Genomic DNA, 26,745 nt, shown 5'->3' on the forward strand with positions numbered 1-26,745 from the left:
GGTTCCTCCGCTGCGGGGGTTGTGCGGGTGTCTGGGGTGTCATCTCGGGGGTCCCTCAGAACTCGTCGTTCTCGAAGTCGTCGATGTCTTCCTGGGTGAGTTCGACCAAGGGGAGGTCGGACGGGGTGAGCCCACCGGCGGGCGAGCCGTCGGCGTGCCGTGCGAGACCGCGCAGGGCGCGTTCCCAGAGGGCGAGCAGGGCGTCCGACTCGGCGGCCGTCAGGAAGGCCTCGGGCCAGGCGGCGGAGACGTGCAGTCGGGTGCCGCCCGCCTCCTCGACGGCGACCGCGTTCAGCTCCAGACCGAAGGCCACGGGCCGGTCGGCGTCCGGCGGGACGCGCAACATCGGAGCCTCGGGCGCCAACTCCCAGGACACCTCGGCGGAGTTGGCCGCACTGAACCGACCCAGGTAGTTGAAGACGAGCTGCGGCTGCGGCAGTTTCTCCAGGTCCGGTGCGGTGTCGGGGTTTAGGTGGCGCAACAGGCCGTAGCCGAGGCCGTGTTCGGGCACCGCCCGCAGCTGCTCCTTGACGCGCTTGAGGGCCGTGCCCACGGCGGGACCCCCGGCGAGCGCGTCGTCGAGGTCGAGCGGGCCAGGGTCGATGCCGACCGGGTGGAAGGTCGTGAACCAGCCCACCGTGGCCGACAGATCCACCCCGTCGGCGATGTCCTCCTCACGCCCGTGCCCCTCCACGCCGACGAGGAGGGATCGTCCCGTCAGGTCCCCGCGCTCCGCCCGCCAGGCCGCCGTGGCCAGGGCGAGGGCGGTGAGCAGTACGTCGGGGACGGCCGCGTGGTAGGCGGCGGGGACGGTCGTCAGGAGGGACGTGGTGATGTCCTCGGGGAGGACGAGACTCCGCTCCCGTACCGTCCGCGCGGTGTCGCGGTCCGGGTCGAGCGCGCGCTCCAGCAGAGGACGCGTGCCCTCCAACGCCTCTGTCCACCATGGCAGTTCACGCAACCGCTCGGGCCTGCGGGCTTCCTCTGCGAGCAGGGTGCTCCAGGTGCGGAAGGAGGTGCCGGTACGCCGGGGCTGCGGGGCCGTCCCGGCACGGACCGCCCCCCAGGCCTCGGCCAGCTCGGTGCCGATGATCCTCCAGGACACGCCGTCCACGACCAGGTGGTGGGCGACGAGGAGCAGTCGGCCGGGGCCGTCGTCGGCCGCCTCGAACCGGACGGCTTGCAGCATGCGGCCGGCGTACGGGTCGAGGCGGGCGGCTGCCGCGGCGAGCTGTGCGTCGAGGTCTTCGCCGGTCGCACGGGTGAGCAGGTCTCCGGCCCGTACCGTCCCCTCGGGCGGCACCACCAGCCGCCGCGCGTCCGTCAGTTGGGCCCGCAGCATGCCGTGGCGATCTACGACGGCCTGGAGTACGGCGGTCAGCGCCTCGTCGGTGAGGTCGGGCGGGGTGGTCAGCAGGACCGCCTGGGCGAGGCCGCCGTAGGAGCCGTCGGGGCCGGCCGTCCAGTGCATGACCGGGGTGAGGTCCAGCTCGCCCACCGGCTCGTCGGCGAGGCCGGACTCGGGGCGCGGCGCGTTTCCTGCCGCCACGGCCAAGCCGGCCGGCGTCGGCGACTGGAAGACCTGCCGGGGGCTGAGAGCGAGGCCCGCCTTGCGGGCGAGGGTGACCAGGCGGATGGAGACGATGCTGTCGCCGCCCAGCTCGAAGAAGTTGTCGTCCACGTCGACGCTCGCAAGTCCGAGGACGCTTGCGAACAGCTCGGTGAGCCGCTCTTCGCGCTCGTTCGCGGGTGCCCGCGTAGCAGTGGTCGCCGTGGTCTCGGGGGCGGGCAGACCGGTGCGGTTCACCTTGCCGGACGGCAGCAGCGGGAAGGCCTCCAGGACGGTGAGCGTGCGCGGGACCATGTGCTCGGGCAGCCGCTCCAGCAGCCAGCCGCGCACTTCGGCACCCACGTCGCCAACTGCCAGGCAGTAACCGGCGAGTTGCTTGACGCCCGGCGCGTCCTCCCGGATCACCACCACAGCCCGCCGCACCGCCGGGTGCTGCTCCAGTACGGCCTCGATCTCCTCCAACTCCACCCGCATACCGCGGATCTTTACCTGGTTGTCGGCCCGGCCGAGGAACTCCAGGGTCCCGTCACGCTGCCAGCGCACCAGGTCACCGGTGCGGTAGAGCCGTTCGCCGGGCGAGCCGAAGGGGTCGGCCACCCAGTGGTCGGCGGTGCGGCGGGGGTCGTTGACATAACCGCGGCCGAGGTAGACACCGCCGGCGTACAGCTCGCCGGGGACACCGACCGGGGTGGGCCGGAGCCGGTCGTCGAGCACGTACAGCCGGGTGTTGCCGTTGGGCCGGCCGATGGAGACGGCGCTGCGCATCGCACCCGTGCGGTAGACAACGTGACTGACGCCGATGGTGGCCTCGGCCGGTCCGTAACCGTGGTACATGATCGCCGAACTCGCGGCCCGGAAACGGGCGAACAGATCGGGCGTGAGCACCTCTCCGCCGCACCACACGTGCTTCAGCGACGAGGCCCGCCGGGCGAACCCGTCCTGTTCCAGGAGGAGATCGAGCATCGAGGAGACCAGGTAGGTGAAGGTCACCCGGTGCCGTTCGACGGTCTCCAGCAGATAGTCGACGTCCCGTTCACCGTCGGGCTCGGCGATCACCACGCGTCCGCCGTGCACCAGCGGCAGGAAGATCTCGTTGATGGAGATGTCGAAGCCGAGCGGCGCCTTGAAGAGTGCGGCGTCGTCGGTGCCGAAGCCGAGCAGCGCGCGCTGCCACAACAGCCGGTGTGCGATGGCCCGGTGACGGATCATCGCCCCCTTCGGTACGCCGGTGGAGCCGGAGGTGTAGATGACGTAGGCGAGCCCCTCGGGGTCGACGACGACGTCGGGAGCGGCCGCGTCCGGCACCGAGCCGCTGAGGTCGACCTCGACCAGAGGCGGGCCACCGGGAGTTGCCGTGTCGCCGACGCGCCCCAGTACCGCGGTCAGCCCGGCGTTGCGGGACACCTCCTCGATCCGGCGGGCCGGCCAGGACGGCTCCAGCGGCACGAAGGCACCGCCCGCCTTGAGGACGGCGACCAGTGCGACCACCATCTCCACCGAGCGTTCGAGATGGATACCGACCCGATGTTCGGGGCCCACGCCGAGCGAAACCAGCGTCGCGGCAAGGGCGTTGGCGCGTGCGCTGAGGTCTGCGTAGGTGAGCGACGGTCCGTCCTCGGTGCCGTACTCCACGGCCATGAGGTGGGGCGTCGCCGCCGCCTGCTCCTCGAACAGTGCGGTCAGGGTGGTGGCGGGCATGGGGTGCGCGGTGTCGTTCCACTCCCCCAGCAGCAACGACCGCTCGTCCGGGGTCAGTACGTCGGCCTCGCCCACCGGGCGGTCCGGCTGCCGGGCCAACTCACCGACCAGCCGCACGAACCGTTCCACCAACGCCCCCGCCGAGTCGGGATCGTAGAGATCGCGACTGAAGACCAGCGCCCCACTGATCCCGCCGGCCTCCGCGCGCTCGAACAGGTGGAAGGCGAGGTCGGTTTTCGCGGTGTAGAAGTCGACCCGCCGCTCGCGCAGCGTCAGACCGGCGAAGTCCCGTGCCTCGTCGGCGGCTTGCTGATGGGCGAGCATCACCTGGAAGAGCGGGTGGCGGCCCATCGAGCGGGTCGGGGCGAGTGCGTCCACCAACTGCTCGAACGGCAGGTCCTGGTGGGCGTAGGCGTCCACGTCGGCCTCGCGCACCCTGGCGAGAAGCGCGCGGAACGTCGGGTCGCCGGAGAGGTCGGTGCGCAGCACCAGCGTGTTGACGAAGAGGCCCACGAGGTCGTCGAGGGCGGCGTCACCGCGTCCGGCGACCGGGGTGCCGAGCGGGATGTCGTCACCCGCGCCGAGCCGGCCGAGCAGGACCGCGAGGGCGGACTGGAGGGCCATGAAGACGGTCCCGCCGGTCTCGGCCGCCAGGTCCCGCAGGCCCGTGTGCACGTCGGCGTCGAGCGTGAAGTCGACGGCGCCTGCCTGATAGCCGGGGACGACGGGGCGTGGCCGGTCGACGGGCAGCTGGAGTTCCTCCGGGAGTCCCTCCAACGCCTGCTGCCAGTAGGCCAGTTGTGTGTCCTGGTCGTCGAGCGACCGCTGCCAGAGCGTGTAGTCGGCGTACTGCACCGGGAGGGGCGGCCAGTTGGGTGCGATCTCTGTGTCAGCCAGTCGGGCTGAGTAGGCGGTCTCCAAGTCCCGCAGCAACGGGTCCGCCGACCAGCCGTCGGTGGCGATGTGGTGGACGAGCAGCAGCAGGACGTGCTCGTCGGGTGCGAGGGCGTACAGCGTTGCACGGATGGGGAGTTCGACGTCCAGCGCGAAGGAGTGGGCGGCCGCCTCGCGCAGGAGAGAGTCGAGTTCCGCCTCGCCGGCGGGTTGCACGGTGAAGGGGACCGTCGCGTTCTGCGGCGGCAGCACGACCTGCCTCGGCGTGCCGTCGTCGTCGGGGAAGACCGTGCGCAGGGACTCGTGGCGGGCCACGACGTCGTTCAGCGCGGCCCGGAGCGCGGTGTGGTCGAGCGAACCGGACAGGTGGATGGCGGTGTGGATGTTGTAGGTCGGGCTCGGGCCCTCGAGCCGGTACAGGAACCAGAGCCTGGCCTGGGCGGAGGACAGGGGGACCGGGTCGGGGCGTCGGGTGGGGCGCAGCGCGGGGCGGCGCTCGGCCGGGGTGCCGAGGAGGGGGGCGAGTTCGGCGGCCGTCGGGGTGTCGAAGACGGCGCGCAGCGGGACGACGGCACCGAGGTCGGCCCGGATCCGGGCGATCAGTCGGGTGGCCAGGACGGAGTGGCCGCCGAGGGCGAAGAAGTCGTCGTGCACGCCGACCGCCGGCAGCCCGAGCAACTCGGCGAGGAGCGCGCAGAGTCGCTCCTCCGCCTCGGTGCGGGGCGCGGTGGCGGTGGTGAGGGCCGCGAGGTCGGGGGCGGGCAGGGCGGCGCGGTCGAGTTTCCCGTTGGGGGTCAACGGCAGCTCGTCCAGGACGACGACAGCGGCGGGCAGCGACTGATCTGGGAGCGTCGCCTTGAGATCCTGCCTGACCTGGAGGGGGTCCAGCCGGGTGCCCGGTCGCGGGACGACGTACGCGACCAATCGCGGCTCCCCGGGCTTGTCCTGACGGACCGTCACCGCGGCCTGGGACACGCCGGGCAGTGCGGCGGTGGCGGCTTCCATCTCGCCGGGCTCAACCCGGAAGCCCCGGATCTTGACCTGGTCGTCGCCCCGGCCGAGGAACTCCAGCGCTCCCTGCGAGGACCAGCGCACGAGGTCGCCGGTGCGGTAGAGGCGGGCGCCGGGCGGGCCGTAGGGGTCGGCGACGAAGCGGCCGGCGGTCAGGCCGGGGCGGTCGAGGTAGCCGCGGGCCAGTTGGGCGCCGCCGAGATACAGCTCGCCGGGGATGCCGGGCGGGACCGGGCGCAGGCTGGCGTCCAGGACCAGGGTGCGGGTGTTCCACACCGGCCGGCCGATCGGTACGGAGCCGGCCGCGGACCCGGTTCCCTCGGCGCACGGCCAGGCGGTGACGTCCACGGCGGCCTCGGTCGGGCCGTAGAGGTTGTGCAGTTCGGTGCCGTCGAGGAGTTGGCCGAAGCGGTCGGCGAGTTCGGTCGGGAGGGCTTCGCCGCTGCAGACCACCCGGCGCAGCACGCCGCGCGTCCGCTCCGCCGCCGGGTCGTCGAGGAAGACGCGCAGCATGGAGGGGACGAAGTGGGCGGTGGTGACCCGCTGTTCGCGGATCAGCTCGGCCAGGTAGGCCGGATCGCGGTGGCCGCCGGGTCGCGCGAGCACCAGGGCCGCGCCGGTGATCATCGGCCAGAAGAACTCCCACACCGACACGTCGAAACTGGCCGGGGTCTTCTGCAACACCCGGTCCTCGGGGCGCAGTCCGTACGTGTCCTGCATCCACAGCAGCCGGTTGACGATCGCGGCGTGCGAGATGACCGCACCCTTGGGACGCCCGGTGGAACCGGAGGTGTAGATGACGTAGGCGGGGTGGGCCGGGCGCAGGGGCTCCAGCCGTTCCTCGTCGGTGAGTTGGGCGGGGGCCAAGGCGGCGAGCCGGCCTCGCACCTCGGGATCGTCGAGCCGCAGGGTCGGTGCCGCGTGCGCGGGCAGGGCGTCGCCGGAGGTGACCACAAGTGCGGGCATGGCGTCCTGGATCATGAACGCCAGTCGCTCGGCGGGGTATCCGGTGTCCAAGGGGACGTAGGCGCCGCCCGCCTTGAGCACGGCGAGGAGCGCGACGACCAGGTCCGGGCCGCGGTCCAGGGCGACGCCGACCAGCCGCTCGGGGCCCACGCCTTGGGCGATCAGGAGGCGGGCGAGGCGGTTGGCGCGAGCGTGCAGTTCGGCGTGGTCGAGTTCGACGGCGTCTGCGACCAGTGCCAGGTCGTCCGGGGTGGCGTGCGCCTGCCGGTCGAGGAGGGCCGTGAGCGTGGTGGCGGGGACGGGATGCTCGGTCGCGTTCCAGTCCGCCAGCACCTGGGCTTCCTCGGCCTCGGTCATCAAAGGCAGCCGGGAGAGGGCGAGTTCGGGCTCATTGAGGGCGGCGGCCAGGAGGGTCTCCAGTTGCCGCAGCAGGCGGTCGACCGTCTCCGGGGTGAAGAGCGAGCTGCGGTAGGTGGCCTCGACGCGCAGGCGGCCGGCGGTGTGGAACGCCTCCAGGGAGAGGTCGAACTGGGTGGTGTCGTTGTGCACGGTCTCCCACTCGGCCGTCACTCCGGGCAGGCGCGGCCCTTCGAGTCCCTGGGTCAGGAAGAGGAGCATGACGTCGAAGTAGACGGCGCGGCCCGGGTGCCGTTCCGGGCGCAGCCGCTCCACCAGCAGGTCGAACGGCATGTCCTGGTGGGCGTACCCGTCGGTGCACAACTGGCGTACCCGCTCGACGAGTTCGGCGAAGCCCGGGTCGCCGTCGAGGTCGGCGCGCAGGGCCAGGGTGTTGCCGAAGTTGCCGATCAGCTTTTCCAGGCCGGGGAGGTCGCGGCTCATCACGGCCGAGCCGACCGGGATGTCGGTGGCGCCGGTGGTGCGGTGCAGCAGGGCGGCGAGGCCGGCGAGGAGCACCATGAAGGGGGTCGCGCCGGCGTTGCGGGCGAAGGCGGTGAGCCGTTCGGTCACGTCGGGCGCGAAGGTGTGGAAGCGGCGGTCGCCGTGCGCGGTGGGCTGCGCGGTGCGGGCGGCGTCGGTGGGCAGGGCGAGCGGGCCGGGCGGCGGGACGAGTGCCGTGCGCCAGTGGTCGAGGTGCTCGGCCAGCCGCTCGTCGGTCCAGGTGTCGCGCTGCCAGTGCGCGAAGTCGGCGTACTGGACGGGCAGGGGTTCGAGGTCGGCGGCCTCGCCGGTCGCCGTCGCCCGGTACAGCGCGCCCAGGTCACGGGAGAGGGCATTGAACGTGCCCCCGTCCCAGGCGATGTGATGAACCGTCAGAACGAGGGTGTGGTCCTGTTCCGCACGGCGGACGAGCAGGGCACGCAGGGGGTGGTCGGCGGCGAGGTCGAACGGCGTCGCCGAGGCGGCCCGGGCGAGCACCCCGGCCCTGCGATCCTGCTCCTCCTCGGGCAGCCCCCACAGGTTCGCGGTCTCGAACGCCACCTCCGGGCGCGCGTCGACCACCTGCTCCGGCGTTCCGTCGTCCAGCGCCGGGTAACGGGTGCGCAGCACCTCGTGCCGGTCGACCAGACCCTGCAGGGCGGTCCGCAGCGCGCTCGCGTCGAGCGGGCCGCGCAGCCGGATGGCCAGGCACACGTTGTAGGCGGGGCTGGCCGGGTCGAGCTGTTGGAGCAGCCACATCCGGGACTGGGCGTACGACAGCGGGAGGTTCCCGGCGTCGGCGGGGCGGCGCGGGATCCGTTCCGAGCGGGCGGGGGCATCGGCCAGACCGGCGTTCTCCAGCCTGCGGCGCAGCAGTTCACGCTTGCGCGCCGCGAGGTCGCCGGGGGCGGCTGTGGGTGTCTCCGTCACAGCTCTCCGCCTTTCAGGAGCAGTTCGAGTGCGGTCGCCCAGGCGTCGGCCAGCCGCTGGATCTCCGCCTCGGCGAAGAGCCGCTCCGGCCACTGCCAGCAGACGCTCAGTTCCTCGTCGGCGATCACCGCGTCGACGACCAGCGGGTACGGGGCCGCCATGCCCGGGTCGGCGCCGCTGCCCATGGCGCCGGTCTCGGGGGCGCTGGTGAACACGGCGCTGTCCCGGCGCTCGCCCATGGTCATCCGGCCCAGGTAGTTGAACTCGATCTGGGGCTGCGGGAGTTCGGCCAGTGAGGCGGCGGTGTCGGGGTTGAGGTAGTGCAGCAGCCCGTATCCGATCCCCTTGTCGGGGAGCGCGACCAGCTGATCGCCGATGCGCCGGACCTGGTCCGGGCCGGGTCCATCACCCGGGTCGAGTCGGACGGGGAAGACGCTGGTGAACCAGCCGAGGGTGCCGGACAGGTCGGCGTCGGGCAGGAGTTGCTCCTCGCGGCCGTGGCCCTCCAGGGCGATCAGGAGCGAGGTGTCCCCGTCCGGTGCCGGGCGGCCGAGCGCGCGCCGCCAGTCCGGGACCGCGAGCGTCAGCGCGGTCAGCAGCGCTTCCTGGACGGGGGCGGCGGTCAGCGGGCCGGTGAGGCCGGGGCCGAGAGTGGTCCACAGCCGCTGGATCGTTGCCCTGGTGTCCAGGGACGGGTCCAGCGCGGCAGAGCCGAGGGACGGCTCGGGTCGGTCCAACATGCCTTGCCACAGCGGGAGTTCGGCCGTGCGCCGGGGTGACTGTGCCTCCGTCCGCAGAGCTTCGGCCCACTCCTTGAAGGACGTACCGGGTGGCGCGAGCGGTGATCCGTCCCACGCGCCGGCGAGTTCGGCCACGAGCACGCCCCACGAGGCGGCATCGGTGACCAGGTGGTGCAGCACGACCAACAGCCGTCCCTCGCGGCCCTCTCCGGGGTCGAACCACAGGAACCGGGCCACTGCCCCGGCCGCCGGGTCGAGTTCGGCGACCAGTTCGTCGAACGCCTCGGGGACCAGCGTCCCGACAGCCGTGTGGTCGAGGCGCTCGGCGTCGATCCGCCGCACGCAGTCGGCGGCGCGGGCCGTGCCGGCGGGCGCGGCGCGGAGGCTCCAGGTCCCGTCGTCGGCCTGGGCGAAGGACGCCCGCAGGAGGTCGTGCCGGTCCAGGACGGTCTGGACGGTGCGGTGCAGCCCGTCGAGGTCCATGCCGGCCGGCGTCCGGAGGAACCGGGCCTGGCTGAGCGCTCGGAACGGGCCGCCCTGCCCGATGAGCCACGTCAGCATCGGGGTGAGCGGGATCTCGCCGGTCCCGGCGTCCGGGTCGGCCGTGCGGCGCCGGAGGCCGGCACCAGTACCGGCACGCTCGGCGAGTCCCGCGACCGTGGGCTGCTCGAAGACGTCCCTCGGAGAGATCCCCAGCCCGGCGGCGCGTGCCTGGGAGACCAGGCGCATCGACACGATGCTGTCGCCGCCCAGGACGAAGAAGCTGTCGTGCACGCCGACCGTGTCCAGCCCGAGCACGTCGGCGAAGAGCGCGGCGAGCCGTTCCTCGACCGGGTTGCGCGGCGGCTGCGCCGCGGGTCCGGCGGACCGGGTCGGAGCCGGGAGCGCGGCGGTGTCCAGCTTGCCGTTGAGGGTGAGCGGGAAGCCGTCGACCGTGACGAAGGCGGACGGGACCATGTAGTCGGGGAGTACGGCGGCCACGTCCCGGCGCAACAGCTCGGCCGTGTCTTCGGCGGCCGAAACGCCGGAACCATCGGACGCCTCCGGGAGAACCGGCGTATCCGACGCGTCCGTGAGCACCACGTACGCCACCAGTCGCCGCACTCCAGGCGTGTCCTCCCGGACGACGACCGCGGCCCGCTCCACCAGCTCGTGGCCCAGCAGCACCACCTCGATCTCGCCGGGCTCGATCCGGTAGCCCCTGATCTTCACCTGGTCGTCGATCCGGCCCAGGCACTCCACCAGACCGTCCTCGGTCCAGCGGGCGATGTCGCCGGTTCGGTACATGCGGGCGCCCGGTCGGTCGGTGAACGGGTCGGCGACGAAGCGGCTCGCGGTGGCGCCGGGGCGGCCGAGGTAGCCGCGGGCCAGGCCCTCGCCGGCGATGTACAGCTCGCCGTCGACTCCGGTGGGCACGGGGTTGAGGTGTCCGTCGAGGACGTACAGGGTGCCGCCGGCCACCGGGCGGCCGATCGCGGGCCGGTCGCTGAGCGCGAGGTCGCAGTTCGCCGAGTCGACGGTGCATTCGGTGGGGCCGTAGAGATTGTGGGCGGCCAGTCCCTCGGTGGCGCGCAGGGTGCGCCACAAGTCCGGTGGTACGGCCTCGCCGCCGACGCCGAGCACCTTCAACTCGGCCTGCCAGTCGCCGCCTTGGGCGACCACCTCGGCGAGCAGGGACGGCGACAGCTCGATGAACTCGATGCCGTGTTCGGCGAGGAAGGCGCGCAGCGCGTCGGGGTCGCGGCGGACGTCCTCGGGTACGAGGTGCAGTTCGTGTCCGGCGAACATCCACAGCATCGGCTGCCAGGACGCGTCGAAGGCGGTCGGCCAGGCGTGTCCCACCCGGAGCGGCCGGCCGCCGACCGCCGCGCGGGCCGGGGTGTGCAGGGCCGCGTTGTGGGCGGCGAAGAGGTTGGCGATGGCTCGCTGCGGGATCACGACGGCCTTGGGGCGCCCGGTGGAGCCGGAGGTGTAGATGACGTAGGCGGGGTGTTCGGGGTGCACCGGCGCCGACCGTTCGGCGTCGGTGAGATCGGTGTCGTCCGTGGCGCCGAGGCGCCGCCGGACACCGAGGTCGTCGAGCAGGAGCAGCGGCACGCCGACGAGGGCGTCCAGGTCGGGCACGGTGTCCTCGGTGGCCAGCAGCGCGACCGGACGGGAGTCGGCGAGCATCCCGGCGATCCGCTCTCCGGGCCACGCCGGATCCAGCGGCAGATAGGCCGCACCGGCCTTCTGCACCGCGAGGAGGGCAGTGAGTGTGTCCGGGGTCGGGGGCAGCGCCAATGCGACGAACCGCTCCGGCCCCGCCCCCGACTCGACCAGAACCCGGGCGAGTCGGTTGGCCCGGGAGTTCAGCTCGGCGAAGGTCAGCCGCTCCCCGGCCCCGACCACTGCGACCGCGTCGGGCGTACGGGCGGCCTGCGCCTCCAACGCCTCCGGCAGGGTGGCGTACGGCGCGGGCAGCCGCTCTCCGATGCCCGCCGCCAACAGCCCGGCCCGCTCCTCGGGCGCGAGGACGTCCAGCGCGGCCAGCGGGGTGTCGGGCGCCGAGACGGTCGTACGGAGGAGCCGCTCGAAGCGGGCGGCCAGTTCCTCGACCGCCGGGCGCTCGTAGCAGTCGGGGCGGAACTCGAAGACGACGCCGAGCTGTTGCTCGGCGAGCACGGCCAGGGTCAGCGGATAGTGCGTGGCGCCGGCGCCCTTGACGTCGACGATCCGCAGGCCGGACTGCGCCTCGGCCTCGGCCACCGCCTCCTGGTCGATGGGGTAGTTCTCGAAGACCAGCAGCGTGTCGAAGAGGTCGCCCGCGCCGGCGAGGCGCTGGATCTCGGTGAGGCCCAGGTGCTGATGGCCCATCAACCGGGCCTGCTCGTCCTGGAGTCGGCGCAGGAACGCGCCCGCCGCCTCACCCGGCGGCACGGCGACCCGGACGGGCACGGTGTTGATGAAGAGGCCGATCATGGACTCGGCACCGGCCAGTTCGGCAGGTCGCCCGGCGACGGTCGCGCCGAACACCACGTCGCCCCGGCCGGTCAGCCGGGCCAGCAGCAGGGCCCACAGCCCCTGCACCACGGTGTTGACCGTGACGCCCCTGCGCCTCGCCAACTCCTCGACCTGGCCGGTGAGTTCCTCGGACAGGCGCAGGGTGTGCAGTTCGGGCGTGACCGGTACCAGGCCCGCGGTGGCGGATGAGAGCAGCGTCGGTGTGGCCCCGGCGAGGGCCTCCCGCCAGGCGCGCGTCGACGCGTCGCGGTCCCTGGAGGCCAGCCAGGCAAGGAAGTCGCGGTACGGGCGGACGGCGGGCAAGGGCGCGGCGCGGCCGGGGGCGAGCTGGGCCGCGTAGAGCTGGAGAAGTTCGCGGACGAGCAACGGGATCGACCAACCGTCCAGCAGGAGGTGGTGGTTGGTGAGGATCAGCAGTCGGCGGTCGTCGCCTCGGTCGACCAGGGTGAGGCGCAGGAGCGGCGGATCCGTGAGGTCGAAGCGGGCGGTGGCGTCGGCGGTGGCCAGGAGGGCCACCTCGGACTCCCCGCTCGCACCGGCCTCCTTCCAGTCGACGGCGACCTGCTTGAGGACGACCTGGACCGGTTCGTCGAGATCTTCGTGGAGGAAGGCGCTGCGCAGGTTGGCGTGCCGGGCGTAGAGCTCCTCGGCGGCGGTGCGCAGCAGTTCGGGGCGGAGCGGTCCCTCGATCTCCACCAGGGTCTGCATGGTGTAGACGTCCTGGGCGCCCTCGTCGAACAGGGCGTGGAACAGCAGTCCCTGCTGGAGCGGGGACAGCGGCAGGACGTCCTCGACCAGGGAACCGTCGTCCCCGGGCTCCTTGCTCATCGACTCCTCCACCTGGCCTTGACGTTGTCGAGCTGCGTCGAGCTGAGCGACACGAGCGGTGCGGCGGTCGCGGTGAACTCCTCCTGCGGGGACCCGGATTCGTCCCCCACGGCCTCGGCGAGACCGGCGGGGGTGCGCCGGGTGAACACGTCCCGGGGTGAGAGTCCGAGTCCCGCCCGGCGGGCCCGGTCGGCCAGCCGGACCGAGACGATGCTGTCTCCGCCGAGTTCGAAGAAGTCGTCGTGGACGCCGACCCGTTCGAGGCCGAGCACCTCGGCGAAGAGTCCGCACAGCACCTTCTCCGGTTCGGTGCGCGGCGGTTCGAAGGTGCTCGCCTCGGTGAAGTCGGGGGCGGGCAGGGCGCGGCGGTCCAGTTTGCCGCTGGGGGTGAGCGGCAGGGCGTCGAGGAGGACGACGGCGGACGGTACGAGGTGGGCGGGCAGCCGCTCGGCCAGTGCCCGGCGCAGGGCCAGGGCATCGGGAGCGGTGTCGGGATCAGCGGCGGACGCCGGTACGACGTACGCCACCAACCGCCGCGCCCCCGGCCCGTCCTCCCTCGCCACGACCGCGGCCCGGCCCACTCCCGGAAGTGCGCGGGCGGCCGCCTCGATCTCGCCGGGCTCCACCCGGAAGCCTCTGATCTTGACCTGGTCGTCGGCGCGGCCGAGGAACTCGACGGTGCCGTCGGCGCGTTGGCGGGCCAGGTCGCCGGTGCGGTAGAGGCGGCTGCCGGGCGGGCCGAAGGGGTCGGCGACGAAGCGCTCGGCGGTGCGGCCGGGTTGGTTCAGGTAGCCGCGGGCCAGTCCGTCTCCGGCGAGGTACAGCTCGCCGGTGCCGCCGACCGGGACCGGCCGCAGGAACGGATCGAGGACGTGGGCGCGGGTGTTGGCGATGGGCTGCCCGAGCGGGACCGGTCCGTCGCCGCCGTCGTAGGCGTGCATCAGGCTGTCGCCGGCCGCTTCGGAGCAGCCGTACAGGTTCACCAGGCCGGCCTGCGGCCAGCGTCGGGTGACGGTCTCGGCGAGTTCGGCGGAGAGCGGTTCGCCGCTGGCGATCCAGGTGCGGACGGAGGCGAAGCTGTCCGGCGGGGCGGATTCGACCAGCGTGGAGTAGAGACTGGGGACGGCGGTGAGCACGGTGGCGCGGCTCCGGTCCGTGACCGCCGCGAGGGCGGCCGGGTCGCCGGTCGCGTCGTCGTCGACGAGCGCCACGGCGTCCCCGATGACCAACGCGCCGAGCAGCTCGGTCAGTCCGTCGATGAAGCTGATCGGGCTCTTGGCGAGCCGTACTCCCGGGGTGCCGTCCTCCTGCAACTCCCGTCCCCAGGCGAGCCGGTTGGCGAGCGCGCGCTGGGTACCGAGTACGCCCTTGGGGCGGCCGGAGGAACCGGAGGTGAAGATGACGTACGCGGGGTTCTCGGGCGACAGCGGCGGACGCGGTCCTCGTACGCCGGTCGACGCGTCCGGGGTGCACACCAAGTCCTGGGCGATGCCGAGCTCTTGAGCCGTTCTCGGCTCGCAGATGACCAGCCTGGGCGTGGCGTCGCCGAGCATCAGGGCGATGCGGTCCGCCGGGTAGCCCGGGTCCACGGGCATGCAGGCGGCGCCGGCCTTGAGGACCGCGAGGAGTGCGGTGACCAGGTCGGGGCCTCGGTACAGCGCGACGGCGACCACGGACTCGGGGCCGGCTCCGCGAGCGGTCACCGCTGCGGCCAACCGGTCGGCGCGGGCGTTGAGTTCGGCGTAGGTGAGGGTCGTGTCGCCGTGCAGTACGGCCGGTGCGTCGGGGGTGCGGGCGGCCTGTTCCTCGAAGAGGGCGCGGACCGCGGGGTGGGTCAGGGGGCGGGCGGTGTCCGCGGCGGGCTGCTCGTCCTGGTCCGGCAGGGAGAGCTGGGCGACAGGTCGCTCGGGGTGGTGGGTGAAGTCGTCGAGCAGTTGGAGGAGTTGCTCGGCGACGCGCACGATCGCGGCGTGGTCCAGGGCGCTCGGCTGGTGGCTGAACGTCAGGGTGAGACCCGGTCCTGGCAGCGCGGTGAGGGCCAGTGGGTAGTGGGTGGCGTCGCGGACGGAGACGTCCGTCATGCGCAGTCCGTCGAGGGCGCGGGCGATGCCGTCGTCGTCGATCGGATAGCTCTCGAAGACCAGCAGGGTGTCGAAGAGCACGGTGTGTCCGGCGGCGCGCTGGATGTCGGCGAGGCCGAGGTGCCGGTGGTCCAGCAGGGCGGACTGCTCGGTCTGGACCCGTCGGAGCAGGTCGGCGAGCGGCTCCGCGGGGCGCAACCGGACGCGTACGGGCAGGGTGTTGATGAAGAGGCCGACCATCGACTCGATGCCGGGCACGTCGGCGTCGCGGCCCGAGACGGTGGCACCCAGGACCACGTCCGTGCGGCCGGTCAGGCGCGCGAGCAGAACGGCCCACAGACCTTGGAGCACGCTGCTGACGGTCAGTCCGTGGGCGCGGGCGGCGGTGGTCAGGGCCGTGGTGTCCCGCTCGGGGAGTTCCAGGACGTACCGCTCGGGCAGCCCGGCCGGTTCACCCTGAGCCTCGGGTGCGATGAGTGACGGTTCGTCGAGTCCCGCCAGGGCGGCGGCCCATGCCGTGCGTGCGGCCTCGGGGTCCTGGCGGGCGAGCCAGGCCAGGTAGTCGCGGTAGGGCCGGCCGCGGGGCAGCACGGTGGGGTCGCCGGCCGAGGTGTACAGCTGGAACAACTCCCGCACCAGGACGGGTGCGGACCAGCCGTCCCAGAGCAAGTGGTGGGAGGAGACGACCAGTCGGTGGTCGCGCTCGCCGAACACGACGAGCCGGAACCGCAGCAGGGGCGGGCGGGCCAGGTCGAAGCGTTCGTCGAGGTCCGCCGCCAGGAGCCGGTCGAAGGCCGCGTCCCGCTCCGGGCCCGGCAGGGCGGACACGTCGGTCATGGCCCAGGGGACGCGTACCTCGCTCCTGACCACCTGCACCGGGCGGCCGGAGCGCTGGGTGCGGAACGCGGCGCGCAGGTTGGCGTGCCGGGCGACCAGCGCCTCGGCGGCGGTGCGCATCCGGTCGGGGTCCAGGGGGCCGTCGAGGCGGATGGTGAGCTGCCCGGTGTAGACGTCCTGGGCGTGATCGTCGTAGAGCGCGTGGAAGACCATTCCCTCCTGCATCGGCGACAGGGGGAGTACGTCCTCCACGCCCGGGCGGGCCGCCATCAGGCCTCGGTCCGGCTCATGGCCTCGGCCAGGCTGCGCGGGCGCATGTCCGTCCAGTGCTGTTCGATGTGTTCCAGGCAGGTGGCCCTGGTGTCGGGGCCGTGGACGGCGGTCCAGCCGGCCGGGACGGGCACGAAGTCCGGCCAGAGGGAGTACTGGCCCTCGTCGTTGACCAGCACGTGGAAGACGCCGTTCTCGTCGTCGAACGGGTTGGCCATGGCTCAGTTCCTCTCCTGGTGCGGGGCGGGGAAGGCGCCGGAGAACTGGTCCGGCGCGCCGGGCACCGGCTCGGCCGGGTCGGCCCCGAGTTTGACGATGCGGTTGGCCTTGTCGACGTGGACCACCCGGGGTTCGTGGGTGGCCCGTTCGAGCTCGTCGAGCGCGGCGAAGGACATGATGATCACGAGGTGACCGGGGTGGACGAGGTGGGCGGCGGCCCCGTTGATCCCGATGACGCCGCTGCCGCGTTCCCCGGTGATGGCGTAGGTGGTGAGCCGGGCGCCGTTGTCGATGTCGACCACCTGGACCACTTCGCCCTCGACGATGTCGGCGGCTTCCATGAGGTCCTGATCGATCGTCAGGGATCCCACGTAGTGCAGATCGGCCTGCGTCACGGTGGCTCGATGGATCTTTCCATTGAGAAGGGTGCGCTGCACCGGTGCCCCCTGGAGTAGATACTTAGGTGAGGCTAACCTAATTTAAGATCGGCGGGCGGGGAAGAACGACTGCGGAAGAACTCCAGAAGCAGCCGGTTCACTTCGTCCGGGCGCTCCAGGTAGCCGTAGTGGCCGCAGTCCTTGATCTCCCGGTAGGTGGCGGACGGGATGGCGTCGGCGACCTCGCGGGCGAGGTGCGGGGGCAGGACGAGGTCGTCGGCGAAGCCGAGGACCAGGCAGGGCGTGGTGATTCCGCGGTAGGCGTCGAGCCGCCCGGGCGGGACGGTCAGGTCGAGTTGGGCCCGGGCGCCGGGGCCCGAGGCCGGCGGCGAGAACTCGAACAGCTCCAGCCAGTCCTGGATCCGCCGGTCGTCGTCGAGGGTCGCCGGGGACAGGTTCTGCAGGGCCCGCACCCAGGCCGAGTAGACGGGCGGCAGCTCCGACTCGCCGTCGTACAGGGCGCGTTCGGCCTCCCGCATGGCGGCACGCAGGACGTCCGTACGGCCACGGGTGGCCATCAGGACGCCCTGGACGGCCAGTTCGGGCCGGGCGAGGAGCAACTCCTGGACGACGTACGCCCCCATGGAGACGCCGACGAAGCGGCACGGGCCGAGGCCGAGGTGCTCGACGAGCCCGGCGGTGTCGGCCACCAGGTCGTCGATCGTGAACCCCTCGGGGCACTCGTCGGTCGGCGGGATGCCCCGGTTGTCGAAGGTGACGACCCGGTGGCCGGCCGCCACCAGGTCGGGCACCTGATGGAGGTGCCAGGACCGGCCGCGGGCGCCCTGGCCCATCACCAGGACCACGGGGTCGCCGTGGCCCTCATCGTCGTAGTGGAGTCGGATTCCGTTGACCTGCGCGCTCGGCACGGGTCCCTCCTGAGTCAGTCGGCCGCCGGGGAGACCTCGGGGGACGGCGCGGGTTCGGTGGCGGCCGGTCCCTGCAGGCTGGCTTTGCGCAGGCCCGGCACGGCCAGCGCGACCGTGGCCACCCCGGCGAGACACACCACTCCCCCGACCACCGCGGCACCGGCCGACGAGCCCAACGCCCGGGCGACCAGGCCGGCTTCCAGGTTGCCCACGGAGGGTCCGGCGGTGGCCTGGGCGAGCCAGAGGCTGCCGACCCGGCCCTGGAGCCGGTCCGGCGTGTAGTGCTGGAGCAGCGCCCGGCGCAGGATCTCCGAGGCGGTGTCACCGAGGCCCGCCAGGGCCAGGAAGGCCAGCGCGAGCCACAGGTTGGGGCTCAGGCCGAAGCAGGTGATCGCCAGGCCCCACACCGCGACCGCGCCGATCAGCGCCCGCCCGGTGTGATGGATCCGGCCGGTCCAGCCACTGGTCAGCGCGCCGCAGAACGAGCCGACGGCGGGAGCGGTGTAGAGCAGTCCGACGGTGGACGGGCCGCCGCCGAAGTGCTCGGTGCCGAGTTCGGGGAAGAGGGCGTACGGCATGGCGAAGACCATGGCGCAGACGTCGATGAGCAGCAGTCCGGCGACGACTTGGTTTCCGCGCAGGAAGTGCAGGCCCTCCGCCATGGCCTTCAGCGGATGCTGTGCCTCGCCCGAGCCCTCGGGCGGCATCGCGGGCAGCGGCGCGAGGAGCGCGAGTCCTACGACGTAGACGGCCGCGTCGATCGCGAAGCACCAGGCCAGGCCCGGTCCCGCCGCGATCAGGCCGGCGAGCGAGGGGCCCGCCATGCCGCCCAGTTGGGCGGTCAGGGTGGTCAGGGCGCCCGCCGCGGCCAGTTGACTCTTGGGCACCAGACTCGGTGTGGCGGCCATCATCGCGGGGCCGCCGAGGCCGGCGCTGCCGCCGGCCAGGACGGCCGCCACGAAGACGAACCACACGTGCGGGTCGGGCAGAGCCGCGTTCACCGCGAGTCCGGTGACCACGACCGCGGTCACGGCCCGGGTGACGAGCACGACCCGGCGCCGGTCGGCCCGGTCGGCGAGCAGACCGCCCGCGAGCAGGCCGACCAGCAGGGACATGCCCAGCACCAGACTCATCAGGCCGACCTGGACCGTGGATCCGGTCAGCTCGTAGATCTGGAGGCTCGCCGCCACCGAGGTGAGCTGGGTGCCCACCATGGAGATCGCCTGGGTGGCGAACACCAGCCGGAAGTCCCTGCTCGACCGCAGCGGTGCTACGTCGACGACCATTTCTCCGAGGCGCACGCGAGCCCCTAACCCTGGAGTGACGGAACGGCGAGCGGCGCCGGCTGGGCGGGGACGACGTAGGGGGCGACGCTGCGCAGTTTCTCGCAGGTCTCCTCCAACTCCCGTTCCGGCGTGGACCCGGCGAGGATGCCGGCGCCGGCCCGCAGCCAGGTGCGGCCGTCCTCCTCGAAGAGGCTGCGCAGCACCAGGGCCGCGTCCAGCGCCCCGTCGCTGCTCGCCGCGAGGACCGCGCCGCTGTAGATGCCGCGGGGGCCGCTCTCCAGTCGGCTGATGCAGTCGTAGGCGGGGAGTTTGGGGATGCCCGAGGCGGTGACCGCCGGGAAGACGGCGCGCAGGACGTCCCAGGCGGTGGCGTCGTCGGCGAGCAGTCCGTGCACGCTGGAGCCCAGGTGCTGGACGCTGCCGCGCTGGCGCACGCTGAGCAGGTCGCGCACCGAGACGGTGCCCGGCCGGCAGACGGTGGCCATCTCCTCCTCCGCGAGTTTCACGGACAGGACGTGCTCGGAGATCTCCTTCGGATCGGCGAGGAGTTCGGCGCGCAGCCGCTCGTCCTCCGCTCCGCCGAGCCCGCGGGCCCGGGTGCCGGCGAGGGGCTGGGTGACGACCTCGCCGTCCGCGCTCACCTCGGCGACGGTCTCGGGGCTGAAGCCGGCGACGCGCCGGCCGCCCAGGTTCACCAGGAAGGAGCGGGCCGGGGTGTTGTGCGACCGGCCGTGCACATAGGTGGCGACGAAGTCGACCGGGAAGGGCACGGGGACCGAGCGGGAGAGGATGACCTTCTGCAGGTCTCTCGACGTGCGGATCTCCTCGATGGCGCGGGCCACGATCTGCGGGTAGCCGCCCGCGCTGTCCGCCACGTCGATCGGGCGGGCCTCGACGGCGGGCCGGTCGACGGGCTCGGCGAGCAGGGTCAGCAGGGCGTCCAGGGTCTCCTGGTCCGCGCTGCGCACCAGCACGCCGCCCTGACGGAACCTCACTTCGCTGTGCGGGACGACCAGTTGGAGCAGATCGGTGTCACCGGCCCGCTCGGGGCGGTCGGTGTGCAGGTGGGAGAACTCGAAGGCCATCCAGCCGTACGCGTTCCAGTCCTGGATGTCCATCTCCGCCAGTTTCTCCCTGACTTGGCGGAGTGGGTGCGGTCCCAGTGGGGCCTTGGTCTCATCGGCGAGCCATCTGCGGCGGATTCCGGAGCGAGCGACCGCTACCTCACCGAGCACACCGCCGGCGAAGCAGAAGTCACCCTCCCGTTCGTAGACCACGTACTGGTCGAACAAGCCCGACTCCGCCAGTGCCGCGGTCAACAGGAGGGGGTCACCCGGCAGTTCCGTCTCCGCGCTCCGATAACGCAGCAACGAGCTACCTCCCTGGACTTAGGTTAACCTAACCTAATTACGCCAAGACCCTAGCTCCCGGATCGATCGTCCGTCCAGAGGTGCCTCAGGCTTGACCGTGATCGCTTATTAGGCAAGCCTTTCCTAAACAGTGGGACCTCGGCAGTGGGCGGGAGTTGAGCATGCTCGACGGGTGGGTGACCTGGCCGGAACCGTTCGCACGGAGGTACCGGGACGCCGGTCACTGGCAGGGCCGGCCACTGGACCGGCTGCTGCGGGACCGGGCCGAGCGCGCGCCCGGGCGGATCGCGCTCGTGGACGCCGACGGTCAGCGGTGGTCCTACGCCGATCTCGACCGGCGCGCCGACCGTACGGCCGCGGGACTGCGGCGGCTCGGCATCGGTCCCGGCGACCGTGTGGTCGTCCAACTCCCCAACACCGACGCGTTCGTGGTGCTGTTCTTCGCGCTGCTGCGGGCCGGCGCGGTGCCGGTGCTGACGCTGCCCGCGCACCGGGAGAGCGAGATCGTGCACGTCGCCGAGACGGCGGGCGCCACGGCGTACGCGATCCCCGACGTGCTCGACGGCTTCGACCACCGCGCGCTGGCCCGTGCCGTGCGCAAGGCGGTGCCGTCGCTTGAGCACGTCATCGTGGCCGGCGATCCAGCGGAGTTCACCGCGTTCGACGACCTCGACAGCGACCCGGTGCCGCTGCCCGTGTCCGACCCAAGTGACGTGGCCGTGCTGCTGCTGTCCGGCGGCACCACCGGCAAGCCGAAGCTCATCCCGCGCACCCACGACGACTACGCGTACAACGTCCGGGCGAGCGCGGAGGTCTGCGGCTTCGACGAGTCGACCGTCTATCTGGTGGTCCTGCCGACCGCGCACAACTTCGCGCTGGCCTGCCCGGGCCTGCTCGGCACGCTGATGGCCGGCGGCACGGTGGTCCTCTCCCCCACGCCCAGCCCGGACGACGCGTTCGCGCTGATCGAGCGCGAGAAGGTGACCGCGACCGCCGTCGTTCCGCCGATCGCCCTGCTGTGGCTGGACGCGGTGGAGTGGGAGGAGGCCGACCTGTCCTCGCTGAGCCTGCTCCAGGTCGGCGGCTCCAAGCTGGGCGCCGAGCCCGCCGCCCACGTCGAACCCGCCCTGGGCTGCACCCTGCAGCAGGTCTTCGGCATGGCCGAGGGGCTGCTCAACTACACGCGCCTGGACGACCCTTCGGACCTCGTCATCGGCACCCAGGGCCGCCCGCTCTCCCCGGACGACGAGATCAGGGTCGTCGACGAGGACGGACACGACGTACTCCCCGGCGAGACCGGCGAGTTGCTCACCCGCGGCCCCTACACCCTGCGCGGCTACTACCGGGCGCCCGAGCACAACGCCCGCACCTTCACCGACGACGGCTACTACCGCACCGGCGACCTGGTCCGGGTCCTGCCCAGCGGGCACCTGGTCGTCGAGGGGCGGGCCAAGGACCAGATCAACCGGGGCGGCGACAAGATCTCCGCCGAGGAGCTGGAGAACCACATCCTGGCCCACCCCGCCGTGCACGACGCGGCGGTGGTCGGCATGCCCGACGCGACGATGGGCGAACGCACCTGCGCCTACCTGGTCCCGCGCGGTGAGGCCACCGCCCCGGCCCAGCGCGAACTCGCCGCCTTCCTGGCCGACCGCGGAGTCGCCGCGTACAAGCTGCCCGACCGGGTGGAGGTGGTCGACGTCTTCCCGCGTACCTCGGTCGGTAAGATCGACAAGAAGGCGCTCGGCCGCCGGATCGCCGAACGGTTGAGTGCGGAGGGTGGCGGTGGCAACTAAGGTCGCCACGCCCGCACTTGAGCAGGCGGACCAACCCCCGCGCCGTCGGGCCCGGACCCGACTGCTCGCTGTCGTCGGCGCGTTGGTGCTGCTGTTCGTGGCGGTCGTGCTCAGCCTGGCGATCGGCTCGCGCTCACTCGCGCCGGCCACGGTCTTCCACGCCCTGCTCCACGACGACGGGTCGATCGCGAGTTCCGTGATCTGGGACGTACGAGTACCCCGCACCCTCGCCGGGATCGCCGCCGGAGCCGCACTGGGCGTCGCGGGCGCGCTCATCCAGGCGCTGACCCGCAACCCGCTGGCCGACCCCGGACTGCTCGGCATCAACGCGGGCGCGGCCACCGGAGTGGTCTTCTCCATCACGGTGTTGGGGCTGACCAGCCTGTGGGCCTCGGTGTGGTTCGGCATGGCGGGGGCGGTGATCGCCGGTCTGCTGGCGTACTCGCTGGCCTCCGGCGGACGCGGCGGCGCGACACCGGAACGGCTCGCGCTGGGCGGCGCGGTGATCGCCGCCGTGTTCACCGGCCTGAGCCAGACCGTGATGATGCTCGACGCCCAGGCCCTGGACCAACTCCGGTTCTGGAGCGTCGGTTCACTCGCCCGCGCCGACAACCAGACGCTGACGACCATCACGCCGTTCGTGGCGCTGGGCCTGGTCCTCGCCCTCTCCTTGGTCCGCCCGCTCAACGCGCTCGCCCTCGGCGACGACGCGGCCCGCGCCCTCGGCGCCCACCTCAACCGGACCCGGTTCCTAGGCCTGTTGGCGGTCACCCTGCTGTGCGGGGCCGCCACCTCGGCCGTCGGACCCCTGGTCTTCGTCGGCCTCGCCGTCCCGCACATGGCCCGGATGATCGCCGGCACCGACCAACGCTGGACGCTGCCGCTGTCCATGCTGCTGGCCCCGGCGCTCCTGCTCTACGCGGACGTCCTGGGCCGGGTCGTCGTACGCCCCGACGAACTCGACGCGGGTGTGATCACCGCGGTGATCGGCGCGCCGGTGTTCATCGCGCTGGTCCGGCATCGCAGGGTGGTGTCGTCATGACCGCGACTCTCCCCCACCGGAGGGTGGTGCGCTCATGACCACGGCCCTCCCCCACCGCACACACGTCGTCCGCAGTCGCTCGCGCGGGCTGTCGCTGCGCGTGGACGTCCGCACGGTCACGGTGTGCGTGCTGGTGCTGGCCGCAACCTTCGCGGTGGGCGTACTCGCCCTGGGGACCGGGGAGTTCGCCATCTCCCCGGCCGACGTGATCCGCACGCTCCTGGGCAACGGCAGCCGCCGGACCGACTTCGTCGTCAACGAACTCCGCCTGCCCCGCCTGCTGACCGGCATCCTGGTCGGCGCGGCGCTCGGGCTGAGCGGGGCGCTGTTCCAGAGCCTGACCCGCAATCCGCTGGGCAGCCCCGACATCGTCGGCTTCACCTACGGCTCCGCCACCGGCGGCCTGTTGGTCGTGCTGGTCATCGGCGGCACCGGCGGGCAGGTCGCGGTGGGCGCGGTGGCCGGCGGTCTGGCGACCGCGCTGCTGGTGTATCTGCTCGCCTGGCGGCAGGGCATCCACGGCTACCGGCTGGTGCTGGTCGGCATCGGGGTCAGCGCGCTGCTCCAGGGCGTCAACGCCTATCTGCTGGCCAAGGCCCGCTTCACCCAGGCCGCGCAGGCGATGGTGTGGCTCAACGGCAGCCTGAACGGCCGCGGTTGGCAGGATGTGCGCCCGGCCGCGATCGGCCTCCTCGTGCTGCTGCCGCTGGTCGCCCTGACGGCGAGCAGGCTGCGGATCCTGGAGATGGGCGACGACGTGGCGGGCGGTCTCGGCGTGCCCGTCCAGCACACCCGCCTGGTGGTCCTGGTCCTGGCCACGGCGGCCTGCGCGGTGGCGACGGCCGCCGCGGGGCCGGTCCCCTTCGTCGCCCTCATCGCACCCCAACTGGCCCGCCGCCTCACCCACGCCCCCGGCCCCAACCTCCTGGGCGCCACCTGCACCGGCGCCTTCCTCGTGGTCACCGCCGACTTCGCCTCCCAACGCATCCACGAGACGGCCCAGTTGCCGGTGGGCGTGGTGACGGCGGTGGTCGGCGGGCTGTATCTGGGGCTGTTGCTGCGACGACAGCGGCGGGCGGGGCGGATCTGAGGCTGGGCACGTTCGTGCTCAGGGTGCAGGAGACACCCTGAGCACGCGCGGCCTCCCTAATCGTGCGCAGTCCTCGGCCTGTCCGCCACGCTCAGGAGTCCAGCGCGCCCAACTTCTGCTTGCCCAGCCACTCCAGGCACGTGTCCGCGACCGCGCGCCAGCCGCTGTCGACCGTGAGGGAGTGGCCGCGGTCGGGGAACTCCAGGATCTCGGTCACGGCCGTCGAATGCCGGTACTGCTTCATCGTCGACTTGGTGACGGCCTCGGGGACCGTGTGGTCCTTACCGCCCATGATCAGCAGCAGGGGGCCGCGGGACTCGTTGCCGGTGTCGACCTTCGCCGGGGAGTTCGGGGAGAAGTTGGCCGCGGCGGCCTCGAACAGGGGCTTGCCCGGGGCCGGGATGGTCCAGCGCTCGTACAGCGCCGCGGACTCCCCGGCCTCGACCGCGTTGCCGAACGCGAACCGGAACTGCTCGGCGGTCAACGACACCGCGCGGTGCCGGTTGGCCGGGTTGGCGAACACCGGGAAGGTCGAGCGCAACGCGGACAGCGGCAACGGGAGTACGCCCTTGATCTGGGCCGCGTCGATGGCGATCGCGGCCGCCGCGCGGTTCTGCCCGAGCAGCTTCTCGGCGATCATGCCGCCGAAGGAGTGGCCGACCAGGATCGGCGGCCGGGGCAGGTCGGCGATGAGGGCCGCGTAGTGCTCGACGACGTCGTCGATGCCGTGGTCGGCTATGGACTCGGGTTCGGCCCGGGCGAGTTCGACGGTCTCCGCGACGCCGGGCCAGCCGGGTGCGACCGTGGTGTAGCCCTTGCTCTCGAACAGCTCCTGCCAGGGTGCCCAGGAGGAGGCGTGCAGCCAGAGTCCGTGGATGAAGACCACGGGAACGGGAGAGCCAGTCATGATGGGGTCCTTCCGCCGGCACGGGGTGCGTGCGAGTGACTGTCATGCTCCTCCCGTCGACGGCGAAATGGCCCGAGTCACCCTGAACGCTGACAGAAGTTCACCGAGGTCCACGAGGAGCAGGCCATGGTCCAGGAACTGGACGGTCGTACCGCTGTCGTCACCGGAGCCAGCCGGGGCATCGGCCTCGCCGTGGTACGGGCGCTGGCCGCCGAGGGAGCGCGGGTGGTCGCCGGCGCCCGGCACACCTCCGACGAGCTGGCCGAACTGGCCAAGTCGGGTGCGGTGGAGGTGGTCGAGGTCGACCTCGGCACGCCGGACGGTCCCGCCTTGCTGGTGGAGCGTGCCGGCGACCGCATCGACATCCTGGTCAACAACGTCGGCGCCGCCCCGGTACGCCCCGACGGGTTCCTGTCCATCTCCGACGAGGACTGGATGTCCACCCTCACGCTCAACCTCCTGACGACCGTACGAACGACCCGGGCCGCGCTTCCGGCGATGCTCGCGCGGGGCGAGGGCAGCATCGTGACCGTCGCCTCGGTCAACTCCTCCCTGCCCGACCCCCTGGTCCTCGACTACAGCGTCGCGAAAGCCGCCGTCGCCGCCTTCTCCAAGGGCCTGTCGAAGGAGGTCGGCGGACGGGGCATCCGGGTCAACACGGTGAGTCCCGGGCCGGTCGCCACCGATCTGTGGCTGTCCGACAGCGGGGTGGCCGCCACGGTCGGCCGGGCGACCGGCGCCGACCGGGCCTCGGTCGCGGAGGGCGCCGCGCGGTCGATGGTGAGCGGTCGGTTCACCCAGCCCGCCGAGGTCGCGGAAGCGGTGCTGTATCTGGCGGGCCCCCGGTCCGGGAACGTCGTCGGCGCCGACATCAGGATCGACGGCGGCCTCATCCCTACCTGGTAACCCACTACTCCCTACCCACCCCTGCACGTCAGGCGTCGAGCCCGCCCAGCCACTCCGTCAGGATCCGGTTGGTCTCCTCGGGCCGCTCCTGCTGAATGAAGTGACCGCTGCCCTCCAGGAGGTGGGAGGCGGTCAGGCCGGGGAGCGTGGTCGGGTACGCCTCGATCGCGTCGGCCAGCCAGGTGGTGGAGGCGTCGAGCGAACCGCCCAGGAACAGGGAGGGTTGGCGGATCGGGGCACCCTGGTGGCCGGCCAGGTCCGCCCAGTCGCGGTCCATGTTGCGATAGCGGTTCAGGGCGCCGGTGAGCCCGCTGCGCTCGAACTCACCTGCGTAGACGTCGAGTTCGTCCTCGCTGAGCCAAGCCGGCAGGCGCCCTCGCGGGAAACGGTCGCGGAGCGTGCCGCCGCGGGTGACGAAGTGCGGGTCGGGGGCGCCGGGTTCGGGCATGGTGTCGGCCGACAGGGCGGCGTAGAAGCCGGCGAGCCAACCGCGTACATCGGGCTCGATCTCCGCCTCGGCGCGGCCCGGCTCCTGGAAGTAGGAGACGTAGAACTCCTGCTCGCCGCCCATCCCCGCGAAGACCTCACTGGGCTTGGGGCCGCCGGGCGGGGTGTAGGGGACGCTCAGCAGTCCGACCGCTCGGAAGACGTCGGGGCGTACCAGCGCGGAGGTGGCGGCGATGGTCGCGCCCCAGTCGTGCCCGACGATCACGGCGGACCGCTCACCGAGGGCTTCCACCACCGCGACGTTGTCCTCGACGAGGTCGAGCATCCGGTACGCGGACTCCGCGGCGGGCTTGGAGGAGCGGCCGTAGCCGCGGACGTCGAGGGCCGCGGCGCGGTAGCCCGCCGCGGCCAAGGCGGGCAGTTGGTGACGCCAGGAGTACCAGGACTCCGGGAAGCCGTGGACGAGCAGGACCAGCGGGCCGTCACCCTGTTCGACGAGGTGGGTGCGGCCGGCGGGCGAGGGCACCAGGCGGTGCGTGCGGTCGGCGGGGGTCGGCTGCGGCATGGGTCCTCCCGGGTGAGCGCGGGACTGTCCGGTCGGGTGGACCGGACAGCCCTGCGGTCTGCGGCTTCGAGGACGAGCATGCGACGGACGGCACGGCACGGGCG

General features: G+C 72.6%; 14 protein-coding genes. 4 read left to right on the forward strand and 10 right to left on the reverse strand.

Annotation, left to right across the window (positions count from 1 at the left end):
- Positions 1-55 precede the first annotated feature (55 nt).
- Genes M2283_RS31935 through M2283_RS31970 form a run of 8 tightly spaced genes read right to left on the reverse strand, consistent with a single transcriptional unit; the run spans position 56 to position 19,888 of the window.
- Entirely contained in the window at positions 56-7,948 is a 7,893-nt protein-coding gene (locus tag M2283_RS31935) for a non-ribosomal peptide synthetase (RefSeq protein WP_280879924.1), read from the reverse strand.
- Positions 7,945-12,519, reverse strand: coding sequence for a non-ribosomal peptide synthetase (locus M2283_RS31940; protein ID WP_280879925.1), 4,575 nt, complete (start codon positions 12,517-12,519; stop codon positions 7,945-7,947). The genes M2283_RS31935 and M2283_RS31940 overlap by 4 nt, the downstream gene beginning before the upstream one ends.
- A complete protein-coding gene (locus tag M2283_RS31945; RefSeq protein WP_280879926.1) occupies positions 12,516-15,707 on the reverse strand; it encodes an amino acid adenylation domain-containing protein in 3,192 nt (1,063 codons plus the stop codon). The genes M2283_RS31940 and M2283_RS31945 overlap by 4 nt, the downstream gene beginning before the upstream one ends.
- Positions 15,707-15,925, reverse strand: coding sequence for an MbtH family protein (locus M2283_RS31950; RefSeq protein WP_280879927.1), 219 nt, complete (start codon positions 15,923-15,925; stop codon positions 15,707-15,709). Before M2283_RS31950 ends, M2283_RS31945 begins: the two co-directional genes overlap by 1 nt.
- A gap of 3 nt (positions 15,926-15,928) precedes the next feature.
- Entirely contained in the window at positions 15,929-16,363 is a 435-nt protein-coding gene (gene panD, locus M2283_RS31955; RefSeq protein ID WP_280879928.1) for an aspartate 1-decarboxylase, read from the reverse strand.
- Between the two features lie 32 nt (positions 16,364-16,395).
- Positions 16,396-17,232: an alpha/beta fold hydrolase gene (locus M2283_RS31960; protein ID WP_280879929.1), complete on the reverse strand. Its 837-nt coding sequence runs from the start codon at positions 17,230-17,232 to the stop codon at positions 16,396-16,398.
- A 14-nt stretch (positions 17,233-17,246) separates the two neighbouring features.
- Positions 17,247-18,533, reverse strand: a complete 1,287-nt coding sequence (entS, locus tag M2283_RS31965) for an enterobactin transporter EntS (RefSeq protein WP_280879930.1) — start codon at positions 18,531-18,533, stop codon at positions 17,247-17,249.
- An 8-nt stretch (positions 18,534-18,541) separates the two neighbouring features.
- Entirely contained in the window at positions 18,542-19,888 is a 1,347-nt protein-coding gene (locus M2283_RS31970; protein WP_280879931.1) for a salicylate synthase, read from the reverse strand.
- A gap of 161 nt (positions 19,889-20,049) precedes the next feature.
- Here M2283_RS31970 and M2283_RS31975 point away from each other — a divergent pair, with 161 nt between their 5' ends.
- The 3 genes from M2283_RS31975 to M2283_RS31985 are packed head-to-tail and all read left to right on the forward strand — an operon-like array spanning position 20,050 to position 23,816.
- Positions 20,050-21,684 carry a (2,3-dihydroxybenzoyl)adenylate synthase gene (locus M2283_RS31975; RefSeq protein ID WP_280879932.1) on the forward strand — a complete coding sequence of 545 codons (1,635 nt, stop codon included), beginning with the start codon at positions 20,050-20,052 and terminating at the stop codon, positions 21,682-21,684.
- Positions 21,674-22,726, forward strand: a complete 1,053-nt coding sequence (locus M2283_RS31980; RefSeq protein WP_280879933.1) for a FecCD family ABC transporter permease — start codon at positions 21,674-21,676, stop codon at positions 22,724-22,726. The genes M2283_RS31975 and M2283_RS31980 overlap by 11 nt, the downstream gene beginning before the upstream one ends.
- A 34-nt stretch (positions 22,727-22,760) precedes the next feature.
- Positions 22,761-23,816 carry a FecCD family ABC transporter permease gene (locus M2283_RS31985; RefSeq protein ID WP_280879934.1) on the forward strand — a complete coding sequence of 352 codons (1,056 nt, stop codon included), beginning with the start codon at positions 22,761-22,763 and terminating at the stop codon, positions 23,814-23,816.
- A gap of 91 nt (positions 23,817-23,907) precedes the next feature.
- Here M2283_RS31985 and M2283_RS31990 read toward each other — a convergent pair whose 3' ends face one another.
- Complete coding sequence (locus tag M2283_RS31990; RefSeq protein WP_280879935.1) at positions 23,908-24,723, reverse strand: alpha/beta hydrolase; 816 nt, start codon at positions 24,721-24,723, stop codon at positions 23,908-23,910.
- 126 nt (positions 24,724-24,849) lie between these two features.
- Here M2283_RS31990 and M2283_RS31995 point away from each other — a divergent pair, with 126 nt between their 5' ends.
- On the forward strand, positions 24,850-25,629 hold the full coding sequence (locus tag M2283_RS31995) for an SDR family NAD(P)-dependent oxidoreductase (protein ID WP_280879936.1): 780 nt from the start codon (positions 24,850-24,852) through the stop codon (positions 25,627-25,629).
- 28 nt (positions 25,630-25,657) lie between these two features.
- Here the strand turns inward: M2283_RS31995 and M2283_RS32000 are convergent, their stop codons facing one another.
- On the reverse strand, positions 25,658-26,641 hold the full coding sequence (locus M2283_RS32000; protein WP_280879937.1) for an alpha/beta fold hydrolase: 984 nt from the start codon (positions 26,639-26,641) through the stop codon (positions 25,658-25,660).
- Positions 26,642-26,745 lie beyond the last annotated feature (104 nt).

Origin of the sequence: Streptomyces pseudovenezuelae (assembly GCF_029892565.1) — a bacterium.
Lineage (GTDB): Bacteria > Actinomycetota > Actinomycetes > Streptomycetales > Streptomycetaceae > Streptomyces > Streptomyces pseudovenezuelae_A.

What these genes read in the sequence shown, in the direction of transcription:
- M2283_RS31940 (WP_280879925.1), bottom strand. Translation starts at nt 12,519, where the DNA reads ATGAGCAAGGAGCCCGGGGACGACGGTTCCCTGGTCGAGGACGTCCTG.
- M2283_RS31945 (WP_280879926.1), bottom strand. Translation starts at nt 15,707, where the DNA reads ATGGCGGCCCGCCCGGGCGTGGAGGACGTACTCCCCCTGTCGCCGATG.
- M2283_RS31950 (WP_280879927.1), bottom strand. Translation starts at nt 15,925, where the DNA reads ATGGCCAACCCGTTCGACGACGAGAACGGCGTCTTCCACGTGCTGGTC.
- M2283_RS31975 (WP_280879932.1), top strand. Translation starts at nt 20,050, where the DNA reads ATGCTCGACGGGTGGGTGACCTGGCCGGAACCGTTCGCACGGAGGTAC.
- M2283_RS31985 (WP_280879934.1), top strand. Translation starts at nt 22,761, where the DNA reads ATGACCACGGCCCTCCCCCACCGCACACACGTCGTCCGCAGTCGCTCG.
- M2283_RS31990 (WP_280879935.1), bottom strand. Translation starts at nt 24,723, where the DNA reads ATGACTGGCTCTCCCGTTCCCGTGGTCTTCATCCACGGACTCTGGCTG.
- M2283_RS31995 (WP_280879936.1), top strand. Translation starts at nt 24,850, where the DNA reads ATGGTCCAGGAACTGGACGGTCGTACCGCTGTCGTCACCGGAGCCAGC.
- M2283_RS32000 (WP_280879937.1), bottom strand. Translation starts at nt 26,641, where the DNA reads ATGCCGCAGCCGACCCCCGCCGACCGCACGCACCGCCTGGTGCCCTCG.